This is a genomic window from Rhodopseudomonas palustris HaA2 (assembly GCF_000013365.1).
Classification (GTDB): Bacteria; Pseudomonadota; Alphaproteobacteria; order Rhizobiales; family Xanthobacteraceae; genus Rhodopseudomonas; species Rhodopseudomonas palustris_J.
In genome coordinates this window covers 4864592-4882721 of the sequence record NC_007778.1, presented here as the reverse complement: position 1 = coordinate 4882721, position 18130 = coordinate 4864592, and the positions used below count along the sequence as shown (strand labels likewise).

Annotated in this window: 16 protein-coding genes, 1 other RNA gene and 1 pseudogene; 9 read left to right on the top strand and 9 right to left on the bottom strand. The window is 66.2% G+C overall.

Annotation, left to right across the window (positions count from 1 at the left end):
* The first annotated feature begins 15 nt into the window (after nucleotides 1–15).
* The 6 genes from RPB_RS21640 (at nucleotide 16) to RPB_RS21615 (ending at nucleotide 6013) form a co-directional block, all read left to right on the top strand.
* Nucleotides 16–1122 (top strand): efflux RND transporter periplasmic adaptor subunit, encoded by a 1107-nt coding sequence (locus tag RPB_RS21640; protein WP_011443166.1) that lies wholly within the window; start codon nucleotides 16–18, stop codon nucleotides 1120–1122.
* On the top strand, nucleotides 1123–4203 hold the full coding sequence (locus RPB_RS21635) for an efflux RND transporter permease subunit (protein WP_011443165.1): 3081 nt from the start codon (nucleotides 1123–1125) through the stop codon (nucleotides 4201–4203).
* The gene (locus tag RPB_RS21630; protein ID WP_011443164.1) at nucleotides 4200–4505 is read left to right on the top strand and encodes a DUF3240 family protein; all 306 of its coding nucleotides are present in this window, start codon (nucleotides 4200–4202) and stop codon (nucleotides 4503–4505) included. Before RPB_RS21635 ends, RPB_RS21630 begins: the two co-directional genes overlap by 4 nt.
* A 198-nt stretch (nucleotides 4506–4703) precedes the next feature.
* Nucleotides 4704–5180 (top strand): methyltransferase family protein, encoded by a 477-nt coding sequence (locus RPB_RS21625; protein WP_011443163.1) that lies wholly within the window; start codon nucleotides 4704–4706, stop codon nucleotides 5178–5180.
* Nucleotides 5181–5206: 26 nt separating this feature from the next.
* Nucleotides 5207–5599, top strand: a complete 393-nt coding sequence (locus RPB_RS21620) for a rhodanese-like domain-containing protein (RefSeq protein ID WP_011443162.1) — start codon at nucleotides 5207–5209, stop codon at nucleotides 5597–5599.
* A gap of 225 nt (nucleotides 5600–5824) precedes the next feature.
* Complete coding sequence (locus RPB_RS21615) at nucleotides 5825–6013, top strand: hypothetical protein (RefSeq protein ID WP_041798408.1); 189 nt, start codon at nucleotides 5825–5827, stop codon at nucleotides 6011–6013.
* A 1-nt stretch (nucleotide 6014) separates the two neighbouring features.
* Here the strand turns inward: RPB_RS21615 and RPB_RS21610 are convergent, their stop codons facing one another.
* Complete coding sequence (locus RPB_RS21610) at nucleotides 6015–6473, bottom strand: hypothetical protein (protein ID WP_041798406.1); 459 nt, start codon at nucleotides 6471–6473, stop codon at nucleotides 6015–6017.
* A gap of 165 nt (nucleotides 6474–6638) precedes the next feature.
* Between RPB_RS21610 and ssrS the strand changes: the two genes are divergently transcribed.
* The 3 genes from ssrS to RPB_RS21600 all read left to right on the top strand — a co-directional run bounded on the left by ssrS (nucleotide 6639) and on the right by RPB_RS21600 (nucleotide 8274).
* Nucleotides 6639–6798: non-coding RNA, 6S RNA (ssrS, locus tag RPB_RS24345), on the top strand.
* Nucleotides 6799–6859: 61 nt separating this feature from the next.
* Nucleotides 6860–7447, top strand: a complete 588-nt coding sequence (locus RPB_RS21605; RefSeq protein WP_011443160.1) for a 5-formyltetrahydrofolate cyclo-ligase — start codon at nucleotides 6860–6862, stop codon at nucleotides 7445–7447.
* Between the two features lie 2 nt (nucleotides 7448–7449).
* Nucleotides 7450–8274, top strand: coding sequence for a TIGR00282 family metallophosphoesterase (locus RPB_RS21600; protein ID WP_011443159.1), 825 nt, complete (start codon nucleotides 7450–7452; stop codon nucleotides 8272–8274).
* Nucleotides 8275–8592: 318 nt separating this feature from the next.
* Here RPB_RS21600 and ppk2 read toward each other — a convergent pair whose 3' ends face one another.
* The 8 genes and pseudogenes from ppk2 to RPB_RS21570 form a co-directional block, all read right to left on the bottom strand.
* On the bottom strand, nucleotides 8593–9486 hold the full coding sequence (gene ppk2, locus RPB_RS21595) for a polyphosphate kinase 2 (protein WP_198135192.1): 894 nt from the start codon (nucleotides 9484–9486) through the stop codon (nucleotides 8593–8595).
* Between the two features lie 221 nt (nucleotides 9487–9707).
* Entirely contained in the window at nucleotides 9708–11399 is a 1692-nt protein-coding gene (locus tag RPB_RS21590) for a methyl-accepting chemotaxis protein (RefSeq protein ID WP_011443157.1), read from the bottom strand.
* A 447-nt stretch (nucleotides 11400–11846) separates the two neighbouring features.
* Complete coding sequence (locus RPB_RS21585) at nucleotides 11847–12878, bottom strand: hypothetical protein (RefSeq protein ID WP_157038884.1); 1032 nt, start codon at nucleotides 12876–12878, stop codon at nucleotides 11847–11849.
* A gap of 183 nt (nucleotides 12879–13061) precedes the next feature.
* Nucleotides 13062–13241 carry a YodC family protein gene (locus RPB_RS24340; protein WP_080507815.1) on the bottom strand — a complete coding sequence of 60 codons (180 nt, stop codon included), beginning with the start codon at nucleotides 13239–13241 and terminating at the stop codon, nucleotides 13062–13064.
* Between the two features lie 153 nt (nucleotides 13242–13394).
* Nucleotides 13395–13667, bottom strand: a pseudogene (locus RPB_RS24335) (transposase); the annotation flags it as partial.
* A 45-nt stretch (nucleotides 13668–13712) separates the two neighbouring features.
* On the bottom strand, nucleotides 13713–15173 hold the full coding sequence (locus RPB_RS21580; RefSeq protein WP_011443155.1) for a pyridoxal phosphate-dependent decarboxylase family protein: 1461 nt from the start codon (nucleotides 15171–15173) through the stop codon (nucleotides 13713–13715).
* Nucleotides 15170–16417 (bottom strand): ATP-grasp domain-containing protein, encoded by a 1248-nt coding sequence (locus tag RPB_RS21575; RefSeq protein ID WP_011443154.1) that lies wholly within the window; start codon nucleotides 16415–16417, stop codon nucleotides 15170–15172. The genes RPB_RS21580 and RPB_RS21575 overlap by 4 nt, the downstream gene beginning before the upstream one ends.
* Complete coding sequence (locus tag RPB_RS21570; RefSeq protein ID WP_011443153.1) at nucleotides 16407–18014, bottom strand: hypothetical protein; 1608 nt, start codon at nucleotides 18012–18014, stop codon at nucleotides 16407–16409. Before RPB_RS21570 ends, RPB_RS21575 begins: the two co-directional genes overlap by 11 nt.
* Nucleotides 18015–18130 lie beyond the last annotated feature (116 nt).

Here is an 18130-nt window from a genome sequence, read left to right as displayed (position 1 = left end):
ATTCCAAGACAGTCCATGCGCCGTCATTCGCCCATCGCCATCGCCTGTCTTGCTGCGCTGCTCGCCGCCGGCGTCGCGCGCGCCGGCGATGAGCTGCCGATCTCGCCGGTGCAGGCCGAGCGCGTCGGCATCGAGACCTCGCCGCTGGAGCAGCAGCCGGTCGCCGTGGGCCTCAGCTTTCCCGGCAAGATCACCGTGCCGCCGGATCGCACCCGGCTGATGAACGCGCCGTTCGGCGGCCGGATCGAGCGCCTGCTGGTGCGCACCGACAGCGCCGTCAAGGCCGGCGACGTGCTGGCCGAGCTGCAGAGCCCGGCGCTGGCGCACGCCCAGGCCGAATATCTCGTCGCCTACAACAAAGAGGGTCTGCTGAAGACCAATCTCGACCGCGAGGAGCAGCTCGCGCCCTATGGCGCGGTGCCGAAGAAGCAGGTCATCATCACCCGGAACGAATACGACCAGGCCCGCGCCACCGCGGCCGAGCGCCGCCAGGCGCTGTCGCATGTCGGCATGACCGAGCCGCAGATCGAGAAGCTGACGTCGAGCCAGAAGCTCGATCCGAAGCTGACGCTGATTGCGCCGATCGACGGCGTGGTGCTGGAGAGCGCGACGATGCCGGGCCAGACCGTCGAGGCGCTGGCGCCGGTGTTCAGGCTGGCGCAACTGTCGCCGCTGTGGGTCGAGATCCAGGTGCCGGCGTTGCGTGCCGAGCAGTTCGCCGTCGGCGCCCGCGTCACCGTGCGCGGCCACGATTGCGTCGGCCGCGTGGTGTCGATCGGCTCGAGCGTCGAGCCGACCTCGCAAACCGTGATCGTCCGCGCCGAATTCGACGAGCCCGATCCGGATCTGCGCCCGGGCCAGATGATCGAGGCGCAGATCACGTCGGCGACCACCGGCGAAAGCGAATGGCGGGTGCGCACCGGCGCGATGGTGCGGCGCGGCGGCGACGCCTTCGTATTCGTGCAGACCTCGGGCGGCTTCGTCGCCACCCCGGTGAAGATCCGCGAGGAACTGCCGCAATTCGCCGTGGTCAGCGGCAGCTTCCGCGGCGACGAACGCATCGCGGTGCGTGGCTTGGCTGCGCTCAAGGGCGCGTGGCAGGGTCTCGGCGGGGTCGAGTAAATGCTCGCGCGTCTGGTCGAGTTCTCGCTCGCGCATCGCCTGCTGGTGGTGCTGGCCACCCTGCTGCTGATCGGCGCTGGGATCTATGCGGTGCGCGGCCTGCCGATCGATGCCTTCCCGGACGTCTCGCCGGTGCAGGTCAAGATCATCATGAAGGCGCCGGGCATGACGCCCGAGGAGGTCGAGACCCGGGTGACGGCGCCGCTCGAGCTGGAAATGCTCGGCATCCCCAACAAGACCATCCTGCGCTCGACCACCAAATACGGCCTCGCCGACGTCACCATCGATTTCGCCGACGGCGTCGATATCTACTGGGCGCGCAATCAAGTCGCCGAACGGCTCGCCGCGGCGATGAAGGACATGCCGGACGGCCTGACCGGCGGCATGGCGCCGATCACCACGCCGCTCGGCGAGATGTTCATGTTCACCATCGCCGGCGGCGACCTGTCGCTGGCCGAACGGCGCACGCTGCTCGACTGGACGATCCGTCCGGCGCTGCGCACGCTGCCCGGCGTCGCCGACGTCAATTCGCTCGGCGGCTATGTCCGCTCGTTCGAGATCGTCCCCGACAATCTGGCGATGGCGTCGCGCGGCATTTCCATCGACATGCTGGAGAAGGCGATCAAGGCCAACAACCGCAATGGCGGCGCCGGCCGGCTGTCCGCCGGCGAGGAAGTGCTGCTGGTCCGCGTCGACGGCCAGGTCCGCACGCTCGACGATCTGCGCAACATCGTGCTGGCCTCGCGCGACGGCGGCATGGTGCGGGTGCGCGACGTCGCCGAGGTGCGGATCGGCAGCATCACCCGCTCCGGCGCCGTGACGCGCGACGGGCAAAGCGAGGCGGTGCAGGGCCTGGTGCTCGGCCTGCGCGGCGCCAATGCCCGCGACGTCGTCGAGGGCGTCCGCGCCAAATTCGCCGAGCTCGCGCCGACGCTGCCGAAGGGCGTGACGCTCGACGTGTTCTACGATCGCGGCGATCTGGTCGGCCGCGCCATCAGCACGGTGTCGAAATCGCTGCTCGAAGCCACCGTGCTGGTGATCCTGCTGCTGGTCCTGTTTCTCGGCGACTGGCGCGCCGCTCTGGTGGTGGCGCTGACGCTGCCGCTGTCGGCGCTCGCCACCTTCGTGCTGATGCGCTGGGCCGGGATGTCCGCCAACCTGATGAGCCTCGGCGGGCTCGCGGTGGCGATCGGCATGCTGATCGACGCCGCCGTCGTGGTGGTCGAGAACATCGTCTCGCATCTGGCGCACGACCGCCACGGCGCGCGGGTGCCGCTGCTGCACCGGATCTACCAGGCGCTGCGCGAAGTCGTGGTGCCGGTGACGTCGGGCATCGCCATCATCGTCATCGTGTTCCTGCCGCTGCTGACGCTGCAGGGGCTGGAAGGCAAGCTGTTCATTCCGGTGGCGCTGTCGATCGTGTTCGCGCTCGGCTCCTCGCTGCTGCTGGCGCTGACGGTGGTGCCGGTGCTGGCGTCGCTGCTGCTACGCACCTCCGGCCATCACGACACCTGGCTGGTTCGCAAGATCAGCGCGGCCTATGCGCCGGTGTTGCATTTCGCGTTGCGCCGCGAAAAGGCGGTGCTGGCGGTCGCGGTGCTGGCGCTGGTCGCGACCGGCTTCGCCTATGTCCAGCTCGGCAAGATCTTCATGCCGACGATGGAGGAAGGCACGCCGATCCTCAGCGTCGAGAAACTGCCCTCGGTGAGCCTCGAGGCGAGCGTCGATCTCGACCTGAAGATTCAGAAGGCGGTGATGGCGGCGGTGCCCGAGGTTTCGAGCATCGTCGCGCGCGTCGGCTCCGACGAAATCGGCCTCGATCCGATGGGGCTCAATCAGACCGATACTTACGTCATCCTGAAGCCGCCGTCGGAATGGCGCCGGCCGGACGACAAGGACTGGCTGATGGGCGAGATCCGCAAGGCGCTCGCCGAGTTTCCCGGCATCGGCTTCAGCTTCACCCAGCCGATCGAGATGCGCGTGCAGGAGATGATCATCGGCGCCCGCGGCGACGTGGTGGCGAAGATCTTCGGCACCGACATCGCCACGCTGAACAGCCTCGCCGAACAGATCACGGCGACGATGAAGACGCTGAAGGGCGCCGAGGACGTCCGCACCACGCTGAACGAGGGCTTCGAGTATTACAGCATCGGGATCGACCGGCTGCAGGCCGGACGGCTCGGGCTCGACGTCGACCAGCTCACCAGCGCGCTGCGCACCCAGATCGACGGCCAGCCGGTCGGCATCGTCGTCGAGGAGGGCCGCCGCACCCCGATCTCGATCCGCGGCACCGACGCCTTGCGGGAATCGCCGGCGCGGCTCGCCGGCCTCAGCCTGGTGATCGCCGACGGCAAATCGGTGCCGCTCACCAATGTGGCGCGGCTGGAGCGGATCGACGGCCCGGTCAAGATCGACCGCGAGAACGGGCAGCGGCTGGCGCTGGTGATGAGCAACGTCACCGGTCGCGATTTGGTCGGCTTCGTCGACGAGGCCAAGGCCGCGGTCGCCGCGCGGGTCAAATTGCCGGAGGGCTACCGCATCGTCTGGGGCGGCCAGTTCGAGAACCAGCAGCGCGCCGCCGCAAGGCTCGCCATCGTGGTGCCGATCGCGCTGGCGCTGGTGTTCCTGCTGCTGTTCGTCACCTTCGCGTCGCTGCGGCAAGCGCTGCTGGTGTTCGTCAACATTCCGTTCGCGCTGGTCGGCGGCGTGTTCAGCCTGCTGGTCTCCGGCGAGTATCTGTCGGTGCCGGCCTCGGTCGGCTTCATCGCGCTGCTCGGCATCGCGGTGCTGAACGGGCTGGTGCTGGTGACCTATTTCAACACGCTGCGCGGTCAGGGCCTGTCGCCGGATCAGATCGTCGAGCTCGGCTCGCAGCGCCGGCTGCGGCCGATCCTGCTCACCGCCAGCATCACCGCGTTCGGGCTGGTGCCGCTGCTCTACGCCACCGGCCCGGGCGCCGACGTGCAGCGTCCGCTGGCGATCGTGGTGATCGGCGGGCTGGTGTCGTCGACGCTGCTGACGCTGGTGATCCTGCCGGTGCTGTATCGCCGTTTCGGCATCGTGGCGGAGAAGGCGGCATGAGCCTGGTGATGCTGACGCTGGTCGCGCCGATGGCGCTGAAAGAAGACCTGGTCGCCGCGATGCTGGCGCACGGACCGACCGCGCAGGCCGGCTTTGTTGCGCGCGAGGTCGAAGGCTGTGGCGACCGCGTCGCCTACGACAGCTCGATCGAGCGGGTCCGCGGCCACAGGCTCGCCGTCGAGATCGTGGTGACCGCGCCGGAGCACGACATCCGCAGCCTGCTCGACGCGCTTCGCGCCGGGATGGCGGGGCGTGACGTCACATGGCGGATCGCCGCCGTGACGGCGGCCGGGACCCTTTAGTCCAGCGCCGACATCACGCGATCGACGGCGGCGCCGCCGGGATGCTTCACAATAACATATAGACGAATTCGTATTTCTCGATTAGAGCGCCGCGAGACAAGACATGGCGCGGTCGCCGGCGATCGGGCTTGCGTTTCAGCCGAGGCGTGCGCCGCGTCGTTGTCTGCCCTGCGTCGACGATCGAGGACGGAAATCACGATGACCGTTTCCGAGACCAGCCGTCCCAACCGGCTGCCGTGGCCGCCGATGCTGCTGACGCTGGCGGCGCTCGCGTCCATCGGTCTCGGCGTGGTGGCGCCACTGACCGTGCCGCGCGCGCAAGCGGTGGTGCTGATCGGCTATGCGATCGCGGGACTGGGGCTCGCTGTCGATCTCTGGGCGATCCTGACCATGCGCCGCGCGCGCACCAACATTCTGCCGCACCGCGCCGCCGACCGGCTGGTCACCTGGGGGCCGTTCCGCTTCAGCCGCAATCCGATCTATCTCGCCAATGCGTGGCTGCTGATCGGCATCGGGACGGCGTTCGGAAACGGCTGGTTCATCGTGTTCGCGCTGCTGTCGGCGGTGGCGGTCGATCGGCTCGCAATCCGCCGCGAGGAACGCCATCTCGCGATCAAATTCGGCAACGACTGGATAGAGTATTCGTCGAAGACGCCGCGCTGGCTGATCCGATGATCGCAAGCCGTCAAAGGGAGAATTGAATGACCACCAATGTGAAGCAGATGATGGAAGCCGCCAATGCGGCGGTGCCGCGGGTCACCCCGGATCAGGCGCGCGAGATGATGGGCAAGGGCGCCGTGGTGATCGACGTGCGCGACGCGCCCGAGGTCGAGAACAGCGGCAAGGTCGAGGGCTCGCTGCACATCTCGCGCGGCATGCTCGAGTTCCGCGCCGATCCGGACACGGCGTTTCACGACAAGCGTCTCGCCAAGGACAGACCGGTGATCGTGTACTGCGCCTCCGGCGGCCGCTCGGCGCTGGCCGGCAAGGTGCTGAAGGACATGGGCTACGCCGAAGTCTACAATCTCGGCGCGTTCAAGGACTGGACCGACGCCGGCGGACCGATCGAAAAGCCGATCGACCGCGGCATGTGAGCGCTGTCGGTTAGTTGCTGGTCGCGACGTTCGAGGTACCCCGAGCGTCCGGATTTCGGGTTTGCGCCCCGAGGGGCGCATCTCGGCATGACGAAACAATGGGGCGGCGACGCGAGGCTGGCGAATTGCCGGCATTGACGAATTGCCGTTCCGGCATTGATGCGACGCGTACAAGGAACCAAATGATTAGCCGGCCTTTGACCTCGACAAACGAGGTACCAGCAAATGTCGGACATCATCATTTTGTTCCGGATGGCTCTGCCCGTGCTGTCCCTGTTGGCGCTGACGATCGGCCTGGTAACAGGGTTGGTCCTGCTGATCTACGGAATCGGTGGGATGATTCCACGACGTCCGCGTGTCGTCGCGACGCAACGTCATCGCGACCTGACACGACGGCGTGAGCCGAGTCGTTAGTTCACTTCGTCAGAAATTTCCACGCCACCACGACGGCGACCAGCGCGGCGAAGATCAGCAGCGCGGGGACCGGCCGGCGGCCGGTCTGCGGGACGGGGCGGGCGCCGCGATCGGCGGCGCGGGTGACCTGCGGCTTCGGCGGCTTCTTGAAGCGGACGACGTTGTCGACCGGGGCCGTGCCGGGCTCCGCCGGCGGGGTGCGCGGTTCTGGCTCCGGCGCGTCGCCGGTGCCGCCCATGTCGCTGTAATAGGCCTGATAGGTCTCGCGCACCGCGATCGTCTTGGATTCGATCTCGCTCATCCGGTCGAGCCGCTCGCGATAGCCGTTCAGCACCGTCTGCGCATTCGGAGGCAGCGAGTCGAAGCTGCCGAGTTTCGCCATCATCAACCAGGTGGCGAAATCGGCCTCGGCCCGGGTTCGGGCTTTGCGGGCAATCGTGGTGCTGGACTTGGAAGCCATGGTGATCCGGTTGAGTCGCTCTCCGACATCGCGCGACGTGACGACAGGGTTGGGACGCATTCCTCAATAGCTGAAAACGCCGCCGCGCGTCAGGGGTTCGTGCCTCGCCACCGAAACGCGCAGGCGAGGCTGGCGAAGCAGCGGTATCATCGCTACATTGGGACGGCGAGGCTGCGTTTCGCGTCAGGAGCCATATATCCCCGGGGCCTTATCGATCCTTCCGGGAACTGTCCCTGGCCGGGTCCGTGGACCCGGTCACATGGTGCCCACCTACTTTCGTAGGGAACTCCGGGATCGAGCGCTTCAACGGTCATGTGGCTTCGCACTTCCTCCTCCCTCGTGCTCTCCCGGCTTTTCCGGCCGGCGGCCCCTGCCTATAAGCGGGGATGAGCGAACTTTCCGACAGCGTCTCCAAGGATGAATTGCGCGCCGCGGCATTGGCCCGGCGTTTGGCGTTGTCGGACGAGGCCCGCGCCGCGGCCGCCGTTGTGATTGCCGCAAGGCCTCTGCCGTTCGCGGTGCCGGAGGGCGCGATCGTCGCCGGTTATGTGCCGATTCGCGGTGAAATCGATCCGCTGCCGTTGATGCGCGCGCTTGCTGAGGGCGGCGCGAGGCTGGCCTTGCCGGTGGTGACCGGGCCCGGACGGCCGCTGAAATTCCGCGCCTGGTCGGAGGGCGAGGCGCTGCAGCGCAGCCGACTCGGCATCCTGGAGCCGCTACCCGGCGCGCCGGAGCTGGTTCCGGACATCGTGCTGGCACCGCTCGCCGCGTTCGATGCGCAGGGCCACCGCATCGGCTACGGCGCCGGCCACTACGACTGCACGCTCGCGGCGCTGCGCGGCTCGAAGCCGGTGATCGCCGCGGGGCTCGCCTTTGCGGTGCAGCAAATCGAGGCGGTCCCCGCCGCCGCCCACGACGTGGCGCTGGATTATGTGATAACGGAACGCGACACGCTCATTTTCCGGAGTCGATAGGTTTGCGCATTCTGTTCATCGGCGACGTCGTCGGCAAATCCGGCCGCACGGCGATCGCCGAACATCTGCCCCGAGCGATCCGCGACTGGCAGCTCGATTGCACCATCATCAACGGCGAGAACGCCGCCGGCGGCTTCGGCATCACCGAGGCGATCTACAATGATTTCATCGACGCCGGCGCCGATGCGGTGACGCTCGGCAACCACGCCTGGAATCAGAAGGAGGCGCTGGTGTTCATCGAGCGCGCGCCGCGCCTGATCCGCCCGGCGAATTTTCCGCGCCACACGCCGGGCCGCGGCGCCACGCTGGTCGAGACCCGCAACGGCGCCCGCGTGCTGGTGATCAACGCGATGGGCCGGGTGTTCATGGAGCCGCTGAACGATCCGTTCGCCGCGGTCGCGCGTGAGCTCGACGCCTGTCCGCTGCGCGAAGCCGCCGACGCCATCGTGCTGGATTTCCACGGCGAGGCGTCGAGCGAAAAGCAGGGCATGGGTTACTTCTGCGACGGCAAGGTCAGCCTCGTGGTCGGCACCCATACCCATGTGCCGACCGCCGATCACCAGATCCTGCCCGGCGGCACCGCCTACATGACCGACGCGGGCATGACCGGCGATTATGATTCCGTGATCGGCATGCACAAGGACGAGCCGCTGCAGCGCTTCACCACCGGCATTCCGCAGGGCCGGTTCGAGCCGGCCAACGGCGTCGCGACGCTGAGCGGCGTCGCGGTCGAGACCGATGATACGACGGGCCTGGCGCTGCGCATCGCCCCGGTCCGTATCGGCGGAAGGCTGGAGCCGGCGGTGCCGGGGTTCTGGATGAGTTAGCTGCTCGTTCCGTAGGGTGGCGCTGAGCGCAGCGAAGCCCACGCGCACAGCGCTCGGCTTGTGAGCGGGGGCACAGCGCTACGCGCCTTTGCGCACCCTGCCAACGACACGTGCAAGTGAGCACAGCGCGCTCCCTCGCCCCGCTCTTCGCGGGGAGAGGGTTGGGGTGAGGGGCGACGCGCGCACTGCGTCTCGGCTGTGCGGAGATGCCCCCTCACCCGGCTTGCATCTGGCGATGCAAGCCGACCTCTCCCCGCGCGCGGGGAGAGGTCACAACGGCCGCTTGCTCACCATCCAAGATTCGAAGTCCGGCAATGCTCAATACCGCTCCGGCACGTACATCTCCTCCGGAATCGGCGTGCGGTGATAGTCGGGGTGGTGGATCCGCGGCGGCAGCACCACGCGCTCGCTCGGCACCTCTTCGTAAGGGATCTGGTCGAGCAGATGCGCAATGCAGTTCAGCCGCGCCTTCTTCTTGTCGACCGCCTGCACCACGTGCCACGGCGCCTCGGCGATGTGGGTGCGCTCCAGCATCTCTTCCTTGGCCTTGGTGTAGTTCTCCCAGCGCGCCCGCGACTGCACGTCCATCGGGCTCAGCTTCCACTGCTTCAAGGGATCGTTGATCCGCATCATGAAGCGCAGCTGCTGCTCGTCGTCGGTGATCGAGAACCAGTATTTGATCAGCACGATGCCGGAGCGCACCAGCATCCGCTCGAATTCCGGCACCGAGCGGAAGAACTCCTCGACCTCGGCCTCGGTGCAGAATCCCATCACCCGTTCGACACCGGCGCGGTTGTACCAAGAGCGGTCGAACAGCACGATCTCGCCGGCGGCCGGCAGATGCGAGACGTAGCGCTGGAAGTACCATTGGCTGCGCTCGCGCAGGCTCGGCGCCGGCAGCGCCGCGACGCGGCAGATCCGCGGATTGAGCCGCTGGGTGATCCGCTTGATGACGCCGCCCTTGCCGGCGGAATCGCGGCCCTCGAACACCACCACCACCTTCAGGCCCTGATGCTGCACCCAGCTTTGCAGCTTCACCAATTCGCCCTGCAGCCGGAACAGTTCCTTGAAATAGATCCGGCGGTCGACGGTGTCGGCGGGCGAGTGACCGGCGAATTCGTTGGTCAGCGCGTCGAGGCGATCGTCGTCGATTTCGAGTTCCAGCTCCTCGTCGAATCCGTCGAGCATTTCCGCCTCGATCCGCTGCCGCATCGTCGGCGCGGCTTTGACGGGCTTCTTGCGGGTCGCAGCGGTGGTTGTCTTGGTCGCCTTGCCGGCGGGTTTTCGAGCCATTTTGGTCTCCGGGCGTGACTGCCGGAGGGAAACTGCCGCGCGGTGTTTGTCGCAGGTATGACAGCGGTGGCCCGGTGCGACATTTGGCGCGGATGGCCGCCCGGTTTTTGGGCCGGGCGGCCATCGATCGGCTCGCGATATCAGGCGGCTCGGACGTTGCTGAGGAAATTGCCGACTTCCAGTTTCAGCCGGTTGCTTTCGGTCGACAGCGATTGCGCCGCCGACAGCACCTGCGAGGACGCCGCGCCGGTCTCGCTGGCGCCACGCTGCACGTCGCCGATATTGCTCGACACCTGATGAGTGCCCTGCGCCGCCTGCTGCACGTTGCGGGCGATTTCGTGGGTGGCGGCGCCTTGCTCCTCCACCGCCGCGGCGATCGTCGACGAGATTTCCGACATCCGGGCGATGGTCTGGCCGATCTGCATGATGGCGCCGGCCGATTCCTGGGTGGCGGATTGGATGCCGGAGATCTGCTGGCTGATCTCGCCGGTCGCCTTGGCGGTCTGCTCGGCCAGCGCCTTGACCTCGGAGGCGACCACGGCGAAGCCGCGGCCGGCGTCGCCGGCGCGGGCGGCTTCGATCGTCGCGTTCAGCGCCAGCAGGTTGGTCTGCCCGGCGATGGTGTTGATCAGTTCCACCACGGCGCCGATCCGCGCCGCGGCCTGGGTCAACTGGCCGACGCTCTGATTGGTGTCGCGCGCCTGATCGACCGCCTCGGCGGCGATCCGGGCCGATTCCTGGACCTGGCGGCTGATCTCCTGCACCGAGGAGGTCAGTTCCTCGGTGGCCGAGGCCACCGATTGCACATTGGCGCTGGCCTGGCCCGAGGCGGCGGCGACCGAGGTGGTGAGCTGCTGGGCGCGGTCGGCGGTGGCGGTGAGGGTGCCGGCGGAGGCCTCCAGTTCGGTCGAGGCCGACGCCACCGTCTCGACGATCTCGCCGATCATCTGCTCGAAGTGGCGGGTGATCTCGTCGACCCGCTGGCCGCGCTGGATCTTTTCGGCGGCGTCCTTCATGGCGGCTTCGTCGGCCGCCTTCTTGGCGATCAAGGCCTCCTTGAACAGCTGCAGCGAGTCCGCCATCTTGCCGATTTCGGTGGCCTCGCCCTGGTGCGGGACGCTGGCGCCGAGGTCGCCCGCACCCAGCGCCTGCATCGGCGCCACGATCGAATCGATGCCGCGTGACACGTCGCGCACCAGATAGATCGCCAGCCCGCCGCCGAGCACGATGGCGGCGCCGATGATGATCAGCAACTGCATCAAGGCCGACTGATGGACCTGGTTCGCGAATCGGCCGGCTTCGTCGGCGCCCTTGTTGTTGAGGGCGATGTCCCGGTCGAGAATGGCGTCCGCCTGTTTCGAGATCGGATAGGCCTTGGTCTCGTTGAATGCGGTGGCGTCGTGCGGGATGCGGCCGATGCTGTCGCGCGACAGCGCGACGACCCGCGGAATCTGGCTTTCGTAGAGATTCCATTGCTCACTCCACTCGTTGTAGAGCGCGCGTTCTTCGGCGGAGCCGATCAGCTTCTCGTAGACGTCGCGAAACTTCCGCAGCGCTTGCGCCGAGGTCTCTATCCGATTTTCGACCGCCGCCTTGGTGTCCGCGGTTTCGGAGAGCAGGTGCAAGCGAACGATGGCGCGATAGGTGACGACTTCGGCGCGCAGATCGCCGAGCGCGCGGACGCGCGGCAGCCAGTTGCTCTGGATATCGACGGCTGCAGTGTTGATCGCCTGGGTCTTTGTGACAGCCAGTATTCCCATGCCGATTATGGTGATCAGCAGAAACCCAACGACAAGACTGATCTTGGCGCGAATGGAGAAGTTGGTCGGCATCGTCGATATCCTTGACCGCTATGGATGGTCACCGACGAACGACTCGGGATCGAGGGGCTGGTCAGGATGAGGGGCGCAGCGGCGGTAGATCGCTCTCATTGCGACGCAACATCATCCCCGCGCATGAACGCTTCGTAAAACTACCAGGTACGAGTCTCGCAATCCGACGGTAATAGACTAAAGGGGTATGGCGATCGATGATCCGGCAGTAATGGCGTTTCCCGATACCGTCAAGTGCCTCCGCCGAGTCGGAGTCGTCCGGTTTCTGGTCGGATCAGACCGGACCGCTCGATTTGTGAGTGGACGCGTACGGCCGGCACCATGCTTACCCTGTCAATACGCCACCCGGTTTTCAATCGTGGACTATATTCCTAAAAAGGATTGTGCGCATATATACTTAACAAATGTGATGATATGCCTAGAATCGATGATCGACAGGCCGGCGTATCAAGTGTTTCGTTTCTGAAGGATTCGGGCGGTCTCCGCTTCGAGACCGAGCACGATGCTGTCAACTTTGGTCATAATCTCGTTTAGCGTAGCCGAGACTGGATACTCAGACAGAAAGCCAGTGTCCGCGAAGGATATGTAGAAGGGCGCGCCGAACTTGTAGTCACATGATCCATCGGGGGACGTTTTTGCGACTACAATCTCGTTCTTCGATCTGTCCCAATAGGGATCGAAGCCATCAATGGCCTTGATCGCGTTCATATTGGTGATGGTGTACACTCCATCCAGGTTTCTAGCGCCCAGCCTGAGTGGAACTTGGTGTTTGTTCGGGTTGGCGATCTTAGCGAATGCCCTAAGGAGGTCGTCCCCGCCTTCATGAGTATCCCCAGTTGGGTAAGTCTGGAGAGACGCGAGGAAGGGCCTCAGATCGACGGGGATGTCGGAATAGGTATCCCTTCTGAAAACACCTTCGAGGTCTTTGGGGCCTTCGGCAAAGGGGAAGTACGCCTTCTTAGCCGGCCTTCCGTTCAAGACTTCACAACTGGCACAGACGGCAAAATCGAGGGCGTTGCGAAGGTCATTGACGACAGCATAGGCCGCGTAGCACAGCCTGTCGGGCAGCTCCTTGGTAACTTTCAGTTTATGGACCAAATGCCCTGTCTCGGGGTCTATCTCTGCGATAGGAGTGCATAGATTGTCCGCGAGGAACGACTCGGACAGTTTGTCAAACTCGGCAAGATTTTTGTATGCCCCCTCATTCACGACTAGCCGCGCCCCATAAAAAGGGTCTTCTTTGCGGGCTTCGCGCCTAGGGTCGAACTGCTCTTTGCCGGAATACCCGGTGGATAATGCTTGGAACGATTTGCGTGGAGAACTCCTCGATATATTCAGGTTGTTAAATGTTATGTTCTCCGCGCCATCTTCGATTTGAACTGGAACGTCGAAGCCGGATACCATCGTGTTATCGAAGGTGAGATTGGAGCTATCTTTACTGATATAGAATCCGGCTCCTCCTGTTCGCTTTTGCACCATGGGATCACTCCGATGTCGAAGTCTAAGGATAATGAAGATGATTTGGAACGGCACGTCTTATGGGCGCGCTTGTGCGCATGAAGCCAAAGCCGCACCAGGAAATGAAGGTTGGAAAGAAAGAGGTTTCGGCCAGAAAGAAAGGCCCGGCTTAAGAAAAGCCTAGCCCATCGAAACAGGTTTAACCTATAGCCGGCATCCCATCGTCTGGTGAAAGCGCGTCTGGTGAAAACGGTTTCGCGTGTAGTCTTGTTCCCTATCGAACCATTCGCACCATACGTCGCCACTTGATTGTCTATTTGTCACTGTCATGAGCGGGCCGCCAGACTTGAGCCTTACGGTGTCACACTTCTTGAACTGAGACATCCCTGCCTCGTTGGGCGATTAATTATGAAGTACAACAACGGCAAGATTAATGCACGCAATCTCGTGCATGTCTATTCGTTGATGATAGAGAGCCCCCTTTTTTATTAGGTAGCTTCGCATGCCTAAACAGTGGCGGGCCAACAATGTTTCTTGTTGATGGATGGCTGCAACGTTCTTGCCCGAGTTCATCATATGCGCGGCCATCCACGACTTGGTCAGAGGGACCTTGGACCGCTCGAACACGGTGCCAACGGTCACAGTGAACTGGCCTTTGCAGTCGTTGCAGTAATACAGGCCGGGGCGATGGGATTTCTTGGTCCCTTCGAGCTTGTCGGGATCAGAGGAGCCGCAATGATGACAAAAGGGACCTTCGGGTCATCGCACTGCCTCAAGGGTTTCGCGGGCCTTGTCCTCGTCCTGAAACATGGGGTCCTCGTCAGGCGTGCCCGCATCCAATCGCTCGAAAACGCCCTATCGCTGCCGTTGCGCGCCGAATGTGAGCACCGCATCGACCATCCGGTCGACGTCCGCGCACGTGGACCGGTGATTGACGATCGCGGCGCGGATCGCGAGCTGGCCGCCGATCGTGGTCGAAGACGGCGCGGCGATCCCGGATTCGTGCAGGTCGGCGACGATCTCGGCGTTGAGCGCGTCGGCATCGCCCGATGACGTTCGATGACGGAAGCAGACGATGTTGAGGGCGACCGGCGCCAGTCGTTCGAGTTTCGGCTCGCGCTGCACCCGGGCTTCGAGATGCCGCGCCACCGCGCAGGTGTGGGCGATCATCGCGCCGAGGCGCTCGGCGCCGTAGGTCTTCAGCGTGAACCAGGTCTTCAGCGCGCGGAAGCCGCGCGACAGGTCCGGCCCGTAGTCGCACGGCCAGGGCGAGCCGGCGGCGAGCCCCCGGGTCTCGCGGCGTAGATAGGCGGCCGGCGCCGCGAAGGTGGCGCGATGCTGCTCGCCGTCGCGCACGATCAGGAAGCCGGCGTCGTAATTGACCTGGCCCCATTTGTGAAAGTCGAGCGCGACCGAATCCGCTTCGCTCAAGCCTGCGAGCATCGGCGCGATCTGCGGCGACAGCATCCCGAGCGCGCCATAGGCGCCGTCGACGTGAAACCACAGCCCTTCGTCGCGGCAGAGCTGCGCCAGCGCGGCGAGATCGTCGATCGCGCCGGTGTCGACGGTGCCGGCCGAGCCGGTCACCAGGAACGGCCTGAATCCGGCGGCGCGGTCCTCGGCGATCCGCCGGCGCAGCGCGGCGATGTCGATGCGATGCGCGGCGTCGAACGCGATCCGCCGCACCGCGCCGCGACCGAGTCCGGCGAGATCGGCGGCCTGCACCACGCAGCCATGGGCCGCGGCCGAGGCGTAGGCGGTGAGCGGTTCACCCGATAGTCCGCCCTCGCGCACCTGCGGCCCGAGCGCGGCGGTCCGCGCCACCAGCAGCGCCATGAAGTTCGCCATCGACGAGCCGGTGACGAACAGCCCGCTCGCGGTCTTCGGGAAGCCGAACAATTCGCGCACCCAGCGTACGATCTGGCGCTCGACCTCGAGGCCGATGTGGTCGCGGCCGCCGCAATTGGCGTTCAGTCCTGCGGCCAGCATCTCGGCGAGCATGCCCACGGCGGTGCCGCCGCCATGCACCCAGCCCATGAAGCCGGGATGCACATTGCCGGTCGCATAGGGCGCGATGCTGTTCGAGAACTCCTGATACACCTCGCCGAGCGGCGTTTCCCCGCGCGGCAGCGTCTCGCCGAAGCGCGCGCGCACGTCGTCGGGGATCGGCTGCCACACCGGCCGCTCGCGCACATCGGCGATGGAGTCGATGACGTCGTCGAGCATCCGGTGCGCATCGGCGCGGAGGCTCTCCCAGTCGTCGGGATCGAGGCTCGGCGCGCCGGAATGCCCTCCGGCGCGCTCCGTCTCACTCACGCCACGCTCTGTCGACGCGCCGTCACGCGACGCTCCAGCATCGCCGCGAACGCGTCGAAGATCTTGATCATCTGGGGCGGCTTGTAGGGATACAGCTCCGGGCTGTCCATGTTGTGGACCACCGCGGTGTTGTCGATCTCGAACACCAGCAGGTCGCCGGCCGGCGTCTGCGCGCAGTCGATGGTGAAATAATCGAGCCCGATCCGTTCGATCATGCCGTCCAGCGCGGTGCGATGCCGCCGCGCGAAGCCGAAATCGAAGGTGTGGAAGAACGCCGCCTCTTCCAGCCGCTTGCTGGCGCTCTGCGCCATTCCGGCGTTGAGATACCAGATGTCCCAGCGGTCGGCGATCGCCATGTGGCAGGCATAGGGCTTGCCGTCGACCACGACGAGTCGATATTTGCGGAACAGCCCGTCGTCGCTGGCGTAGTCGACATAGCGCGCGACGAAGTATTCCTCCTCGGGGCGCTCTTCCAGATAGGCGGCGAGGTCGGCGGTGTGCTCGATCCGCGCCAGGCCGAAGCCGGCATGCGAGCCGCGGGGCCGGACGATGAGCGGATAGCCGACGCCGTTGGTGACGTCGGCGAGCGCCGCGGTGCCCACCGCGACCGCGACGAGCGCGTCGCGACCGACCGGAACGGTGGCGGGAATGTCGAGGCCGTCGATGTCCCCGATCAGCCGGTACAGCTTGTCACGGTCGAGATGGCCGATCAGATCCGGCGGATTGAGCAGCGGCACCGGCCAGCTCGGCGCGCGCGCCGCGATCTTGGCCAGGGCGCCGCGGCATTCCTCGGAGTCGGAGGCGATCACGATCGCCAGATCGTGCGCCGGCAGCGGCTCCGGCAGCGGCACGCCGTCGACCACATACAGCGTCACCAGCTCGATGCCGGAGCTCTCCAGCAGAAATTCGATCGGCGTGTTGCCGCCCATGTCGATGTCGGCGGCGAGTGCCAGCACCCGCATCGGCGGGGTCTCGCGCGCGCAAGGCGAGCGGAACAATTGATGCTGCGCCAGCGTCTCGGTCTGCACCGACAGCCCGGCCTCTTTGTGGCCGAACAATTGCGTGATCAGCGCCAGATCGAGTTGCTCGCCGGCGGTCGCGGTGCCGTCATCGACCTTGCTCATCAGGCTCTGCCACAGCGGAAACAAATTCTCGCCGTCGAACGCGCGCTTGGTCAGGCGCGCGAAGCCGATGCGGTCGGCGATGGGCTGCGGGACGGGCGGCTGCTGCGTCTCAATGGGCATGGCGGTCCTGGGCTGGTGTGGTGGGGGCCGGCTGCGGCAGCAGCAGCGTTTCAAGTCTGGCCACGATCCGCGCGGCGTCGCCGAGGATGCGATCGATGGCGTGCTGCGCCTGACCGGGTTGCGCCGCGAAGGCATCGACGACATGGCGGGCGCTGATGCAGATCCGCAGCGCCGCCACGGCGTCGTGGCCGGGCCCGCCCCAGCCGACCGGCTGTCCGATCAGGCATGGCGGGTCGTCGGGCGACCCTTCGCGCAGCGCCGCATGGATCGCGCGGCACTGCGCCAGCGACAGCGCCGCGCCGCCGGACGTGAGGGTGAAGCCGAAGATCGACGGGTTGGCGAATTCGCCGCCGTGTTCGGGGCGCGGCTGCGGCGGCAGCAGCGTCAGCGACGGCGACGCGGCGATCACCTTGGCGATACCGTCGCTGAGCGTGCGCAGCGCGGCGCGGCGGAACTCGTCCGGAACCGCGTAGTACGCGCGCATCTCTTCCAGCGCCGCCTCCCAGCGCAGCCATTGGCCGAAATTCGGCGCCGCCGAGAATTGCTCGCGCAAGCCGCGCCAGCGCAGCGGCCAGTCGCTGCGGCTGGCATAGTCGGCGAGCCCCGGCGCCAGTTGCGTCAGCGCGTCGATCTGCGCGCCGAGCCGCGGCGGCACCAGCAGCGCGCCGCTGAACGCCGGGCCGGCGTAGTATTTCGAGCCGGTCAGCAGCACCAGGTCGCCGCGCGCGAGACAGCGCGCGATGCGGCGGCGGCCGATCCGCATCTGGCAGGCATCGACCACGATCTGCACCCGGCCCGGCCAGCGCCGGGCGATTTCCGTGGTGCAGCGGTCGCTCGGCGCCTGCAGGCCGAGCTTGGAGCAGTCCATGATTTCGAGCATCACCCGGGCGCCTTGGGCGACGAGCGATTCCACCGTCTCCAGCACCTCGGCGTCGATCGCCGATGGCGACCGCAGCCGGCCCTCGGCATCGCGCAGCCGCAGCGCGAGGCTGTGGACCGGGCCGAGTCCGGTCACCGGCGCGCCTTTGGCCACCTTGCAGTCGTTGGTGCTGCGGTCGCTGAAATGCTGGCCGCGCGCGGTGTGCACGGTGCCGGTGCCGGTCTGGTCGGCGGCGACGATCAGCGTCACCACCTCGCCGCCGAGCAGCGCGCGGCTCAGCGCCAGCGCCTGCAATTGCGCGTCGGTGCCCGACGCCGCGAACACCACCTCGACGTCCGAGCGGGCGAGGCCGAGCAGCGCCTTCAGGTCGTCCCGCATCGCCTCGATCCGGGCGTCGAAGCACTCGATCAGCCCGTGCAGCATCGCCGAGGACATCAGCGCGGTGCGGGCGCGCTCGGCGGCCTCGTAGCCGCGCTGCGAAATGGTGGTGGCGGTGCAGGACGAGAAGCTGGCGACCTCCGGCGTGGGGGTCGGGCTGCAGCCATAGGCATTGCGGCCGGTCGCCGGGTCGATGTCGAGCCGGGCATCGCCGCCGCAGCTCAGCAGTTGACCGAGCGGCGCGAACAAGTCGCGCAGCGGCGAGGGAGCGCGCAGCCCCATGTCGGTCGGGGCGTGGCGGTCGGCGGCGGTGCGCGGCAGGCTCCGGGGATTCGACATCGCTCAACCTCTCGCCCGGCACCCGGGGCGGTCGTCGGCGCCGCGGCCGGCTGCCGGGCGCTAGTCTCACCAAGGCGTAAACGAACTTGGTTAATGCCGGCTTTACTTCTGGCCTC

Coding starts and splice junctions, on each gene's coding strand:
- RPB_RS21640 (WP_011443166.1), top strand. CDS start 16: ATGCGCCGTCATTCGCCCATCGCCATCGCCTGTCTTGCTGCGCTGCTC.
- RPB_RS21635 (WP_011443165.1), top strand. CDS start 1,123: ATGCTCGCGCGTCTGGTCGAGTTCTCGCTCGCGCATCGCCTGCTGGTG.
- RPB_RS21630 (WP_011443164.1), top strand. CDS start 4,200: ATGAGCCTGGTGATGCTGACGCTGGTCGCGCCGATGGCGCTGAAAGAA.
- RPB_RS21625 (WP_011443163.1), top strand. CDS start 4,704: ATGACCGTTTCCGAGACCAGCCGTCCCAACCGGCTGCCGTGGCCGCCG.
- RPB_RS21620 (WP_011443162.1), top strand. CDS start 5,207: ATGACCACCAATGTGAAGCAGATGATGGAAGCCGCCAATGCGGCGGTG.
- RPB_RS21615 (WP_041798408.1), top strand. CDS start 5,825: ATGTCGGACATCATCATTTTGTTCCGGATGGCTCTGCCCGTGCTGTCC.
- RPB_RS21610 (WP_041798406.1), bottom strand. CDS start 6,473: ATGGCTTCCAAGTCCAGCACCACGATTGCCCGCAAAGCCCGAACCCGG.
- RPB_RS21605 (WP_011443160.1), top strand. CDS start 6,860: ATGAGCGAACTTTCCGACAGCGTCTCCAAGGATGAATTGCGCGCCGCG.
- ppk2 (WP_198135192.1), bottom strand. CDS start 9,486: ATGCGGCAGCGGATCGAGGCGGAAATGCTCGACGGATTCGACGAGGAG.
- RPB_RS21590 (WP_011443157.1), bottom strand. CDS start 11,399: ATGCCGACCAACTTCTCCATTCGCGCCAAGATCAGTCTTGTCGTTGGG.
- RPB_RS21585 (WP_157038884.1), bottom strand. CDS start 12,878: ATGGTGCAAAAGCGAACAGGAGGAGCCGGATTCTATATCAGTAAAGAT.
- RPB_RS24340 (WP_080507815.1), bottom strand. CDS start 13,241: ATGTCTCAGTTCAAGAAGTGTGACACCGTAAGGCTCAAGTCTGGCGGC.
- RPB_RS21575 (WP_011443154.1), bottom strand. CDS start 16,417: ATGCCCATTGAGACGCAGCAGCCGCCCGTCCCGCAGCCCATCGCCGAC.
- RPB_RS21570 (WP_011443153.1), bottom strand. CDS start 18,014: ATGTCGAATCCCCGGAGCCTGCCGCGCACCGCCGCCGACCGCCACGCC.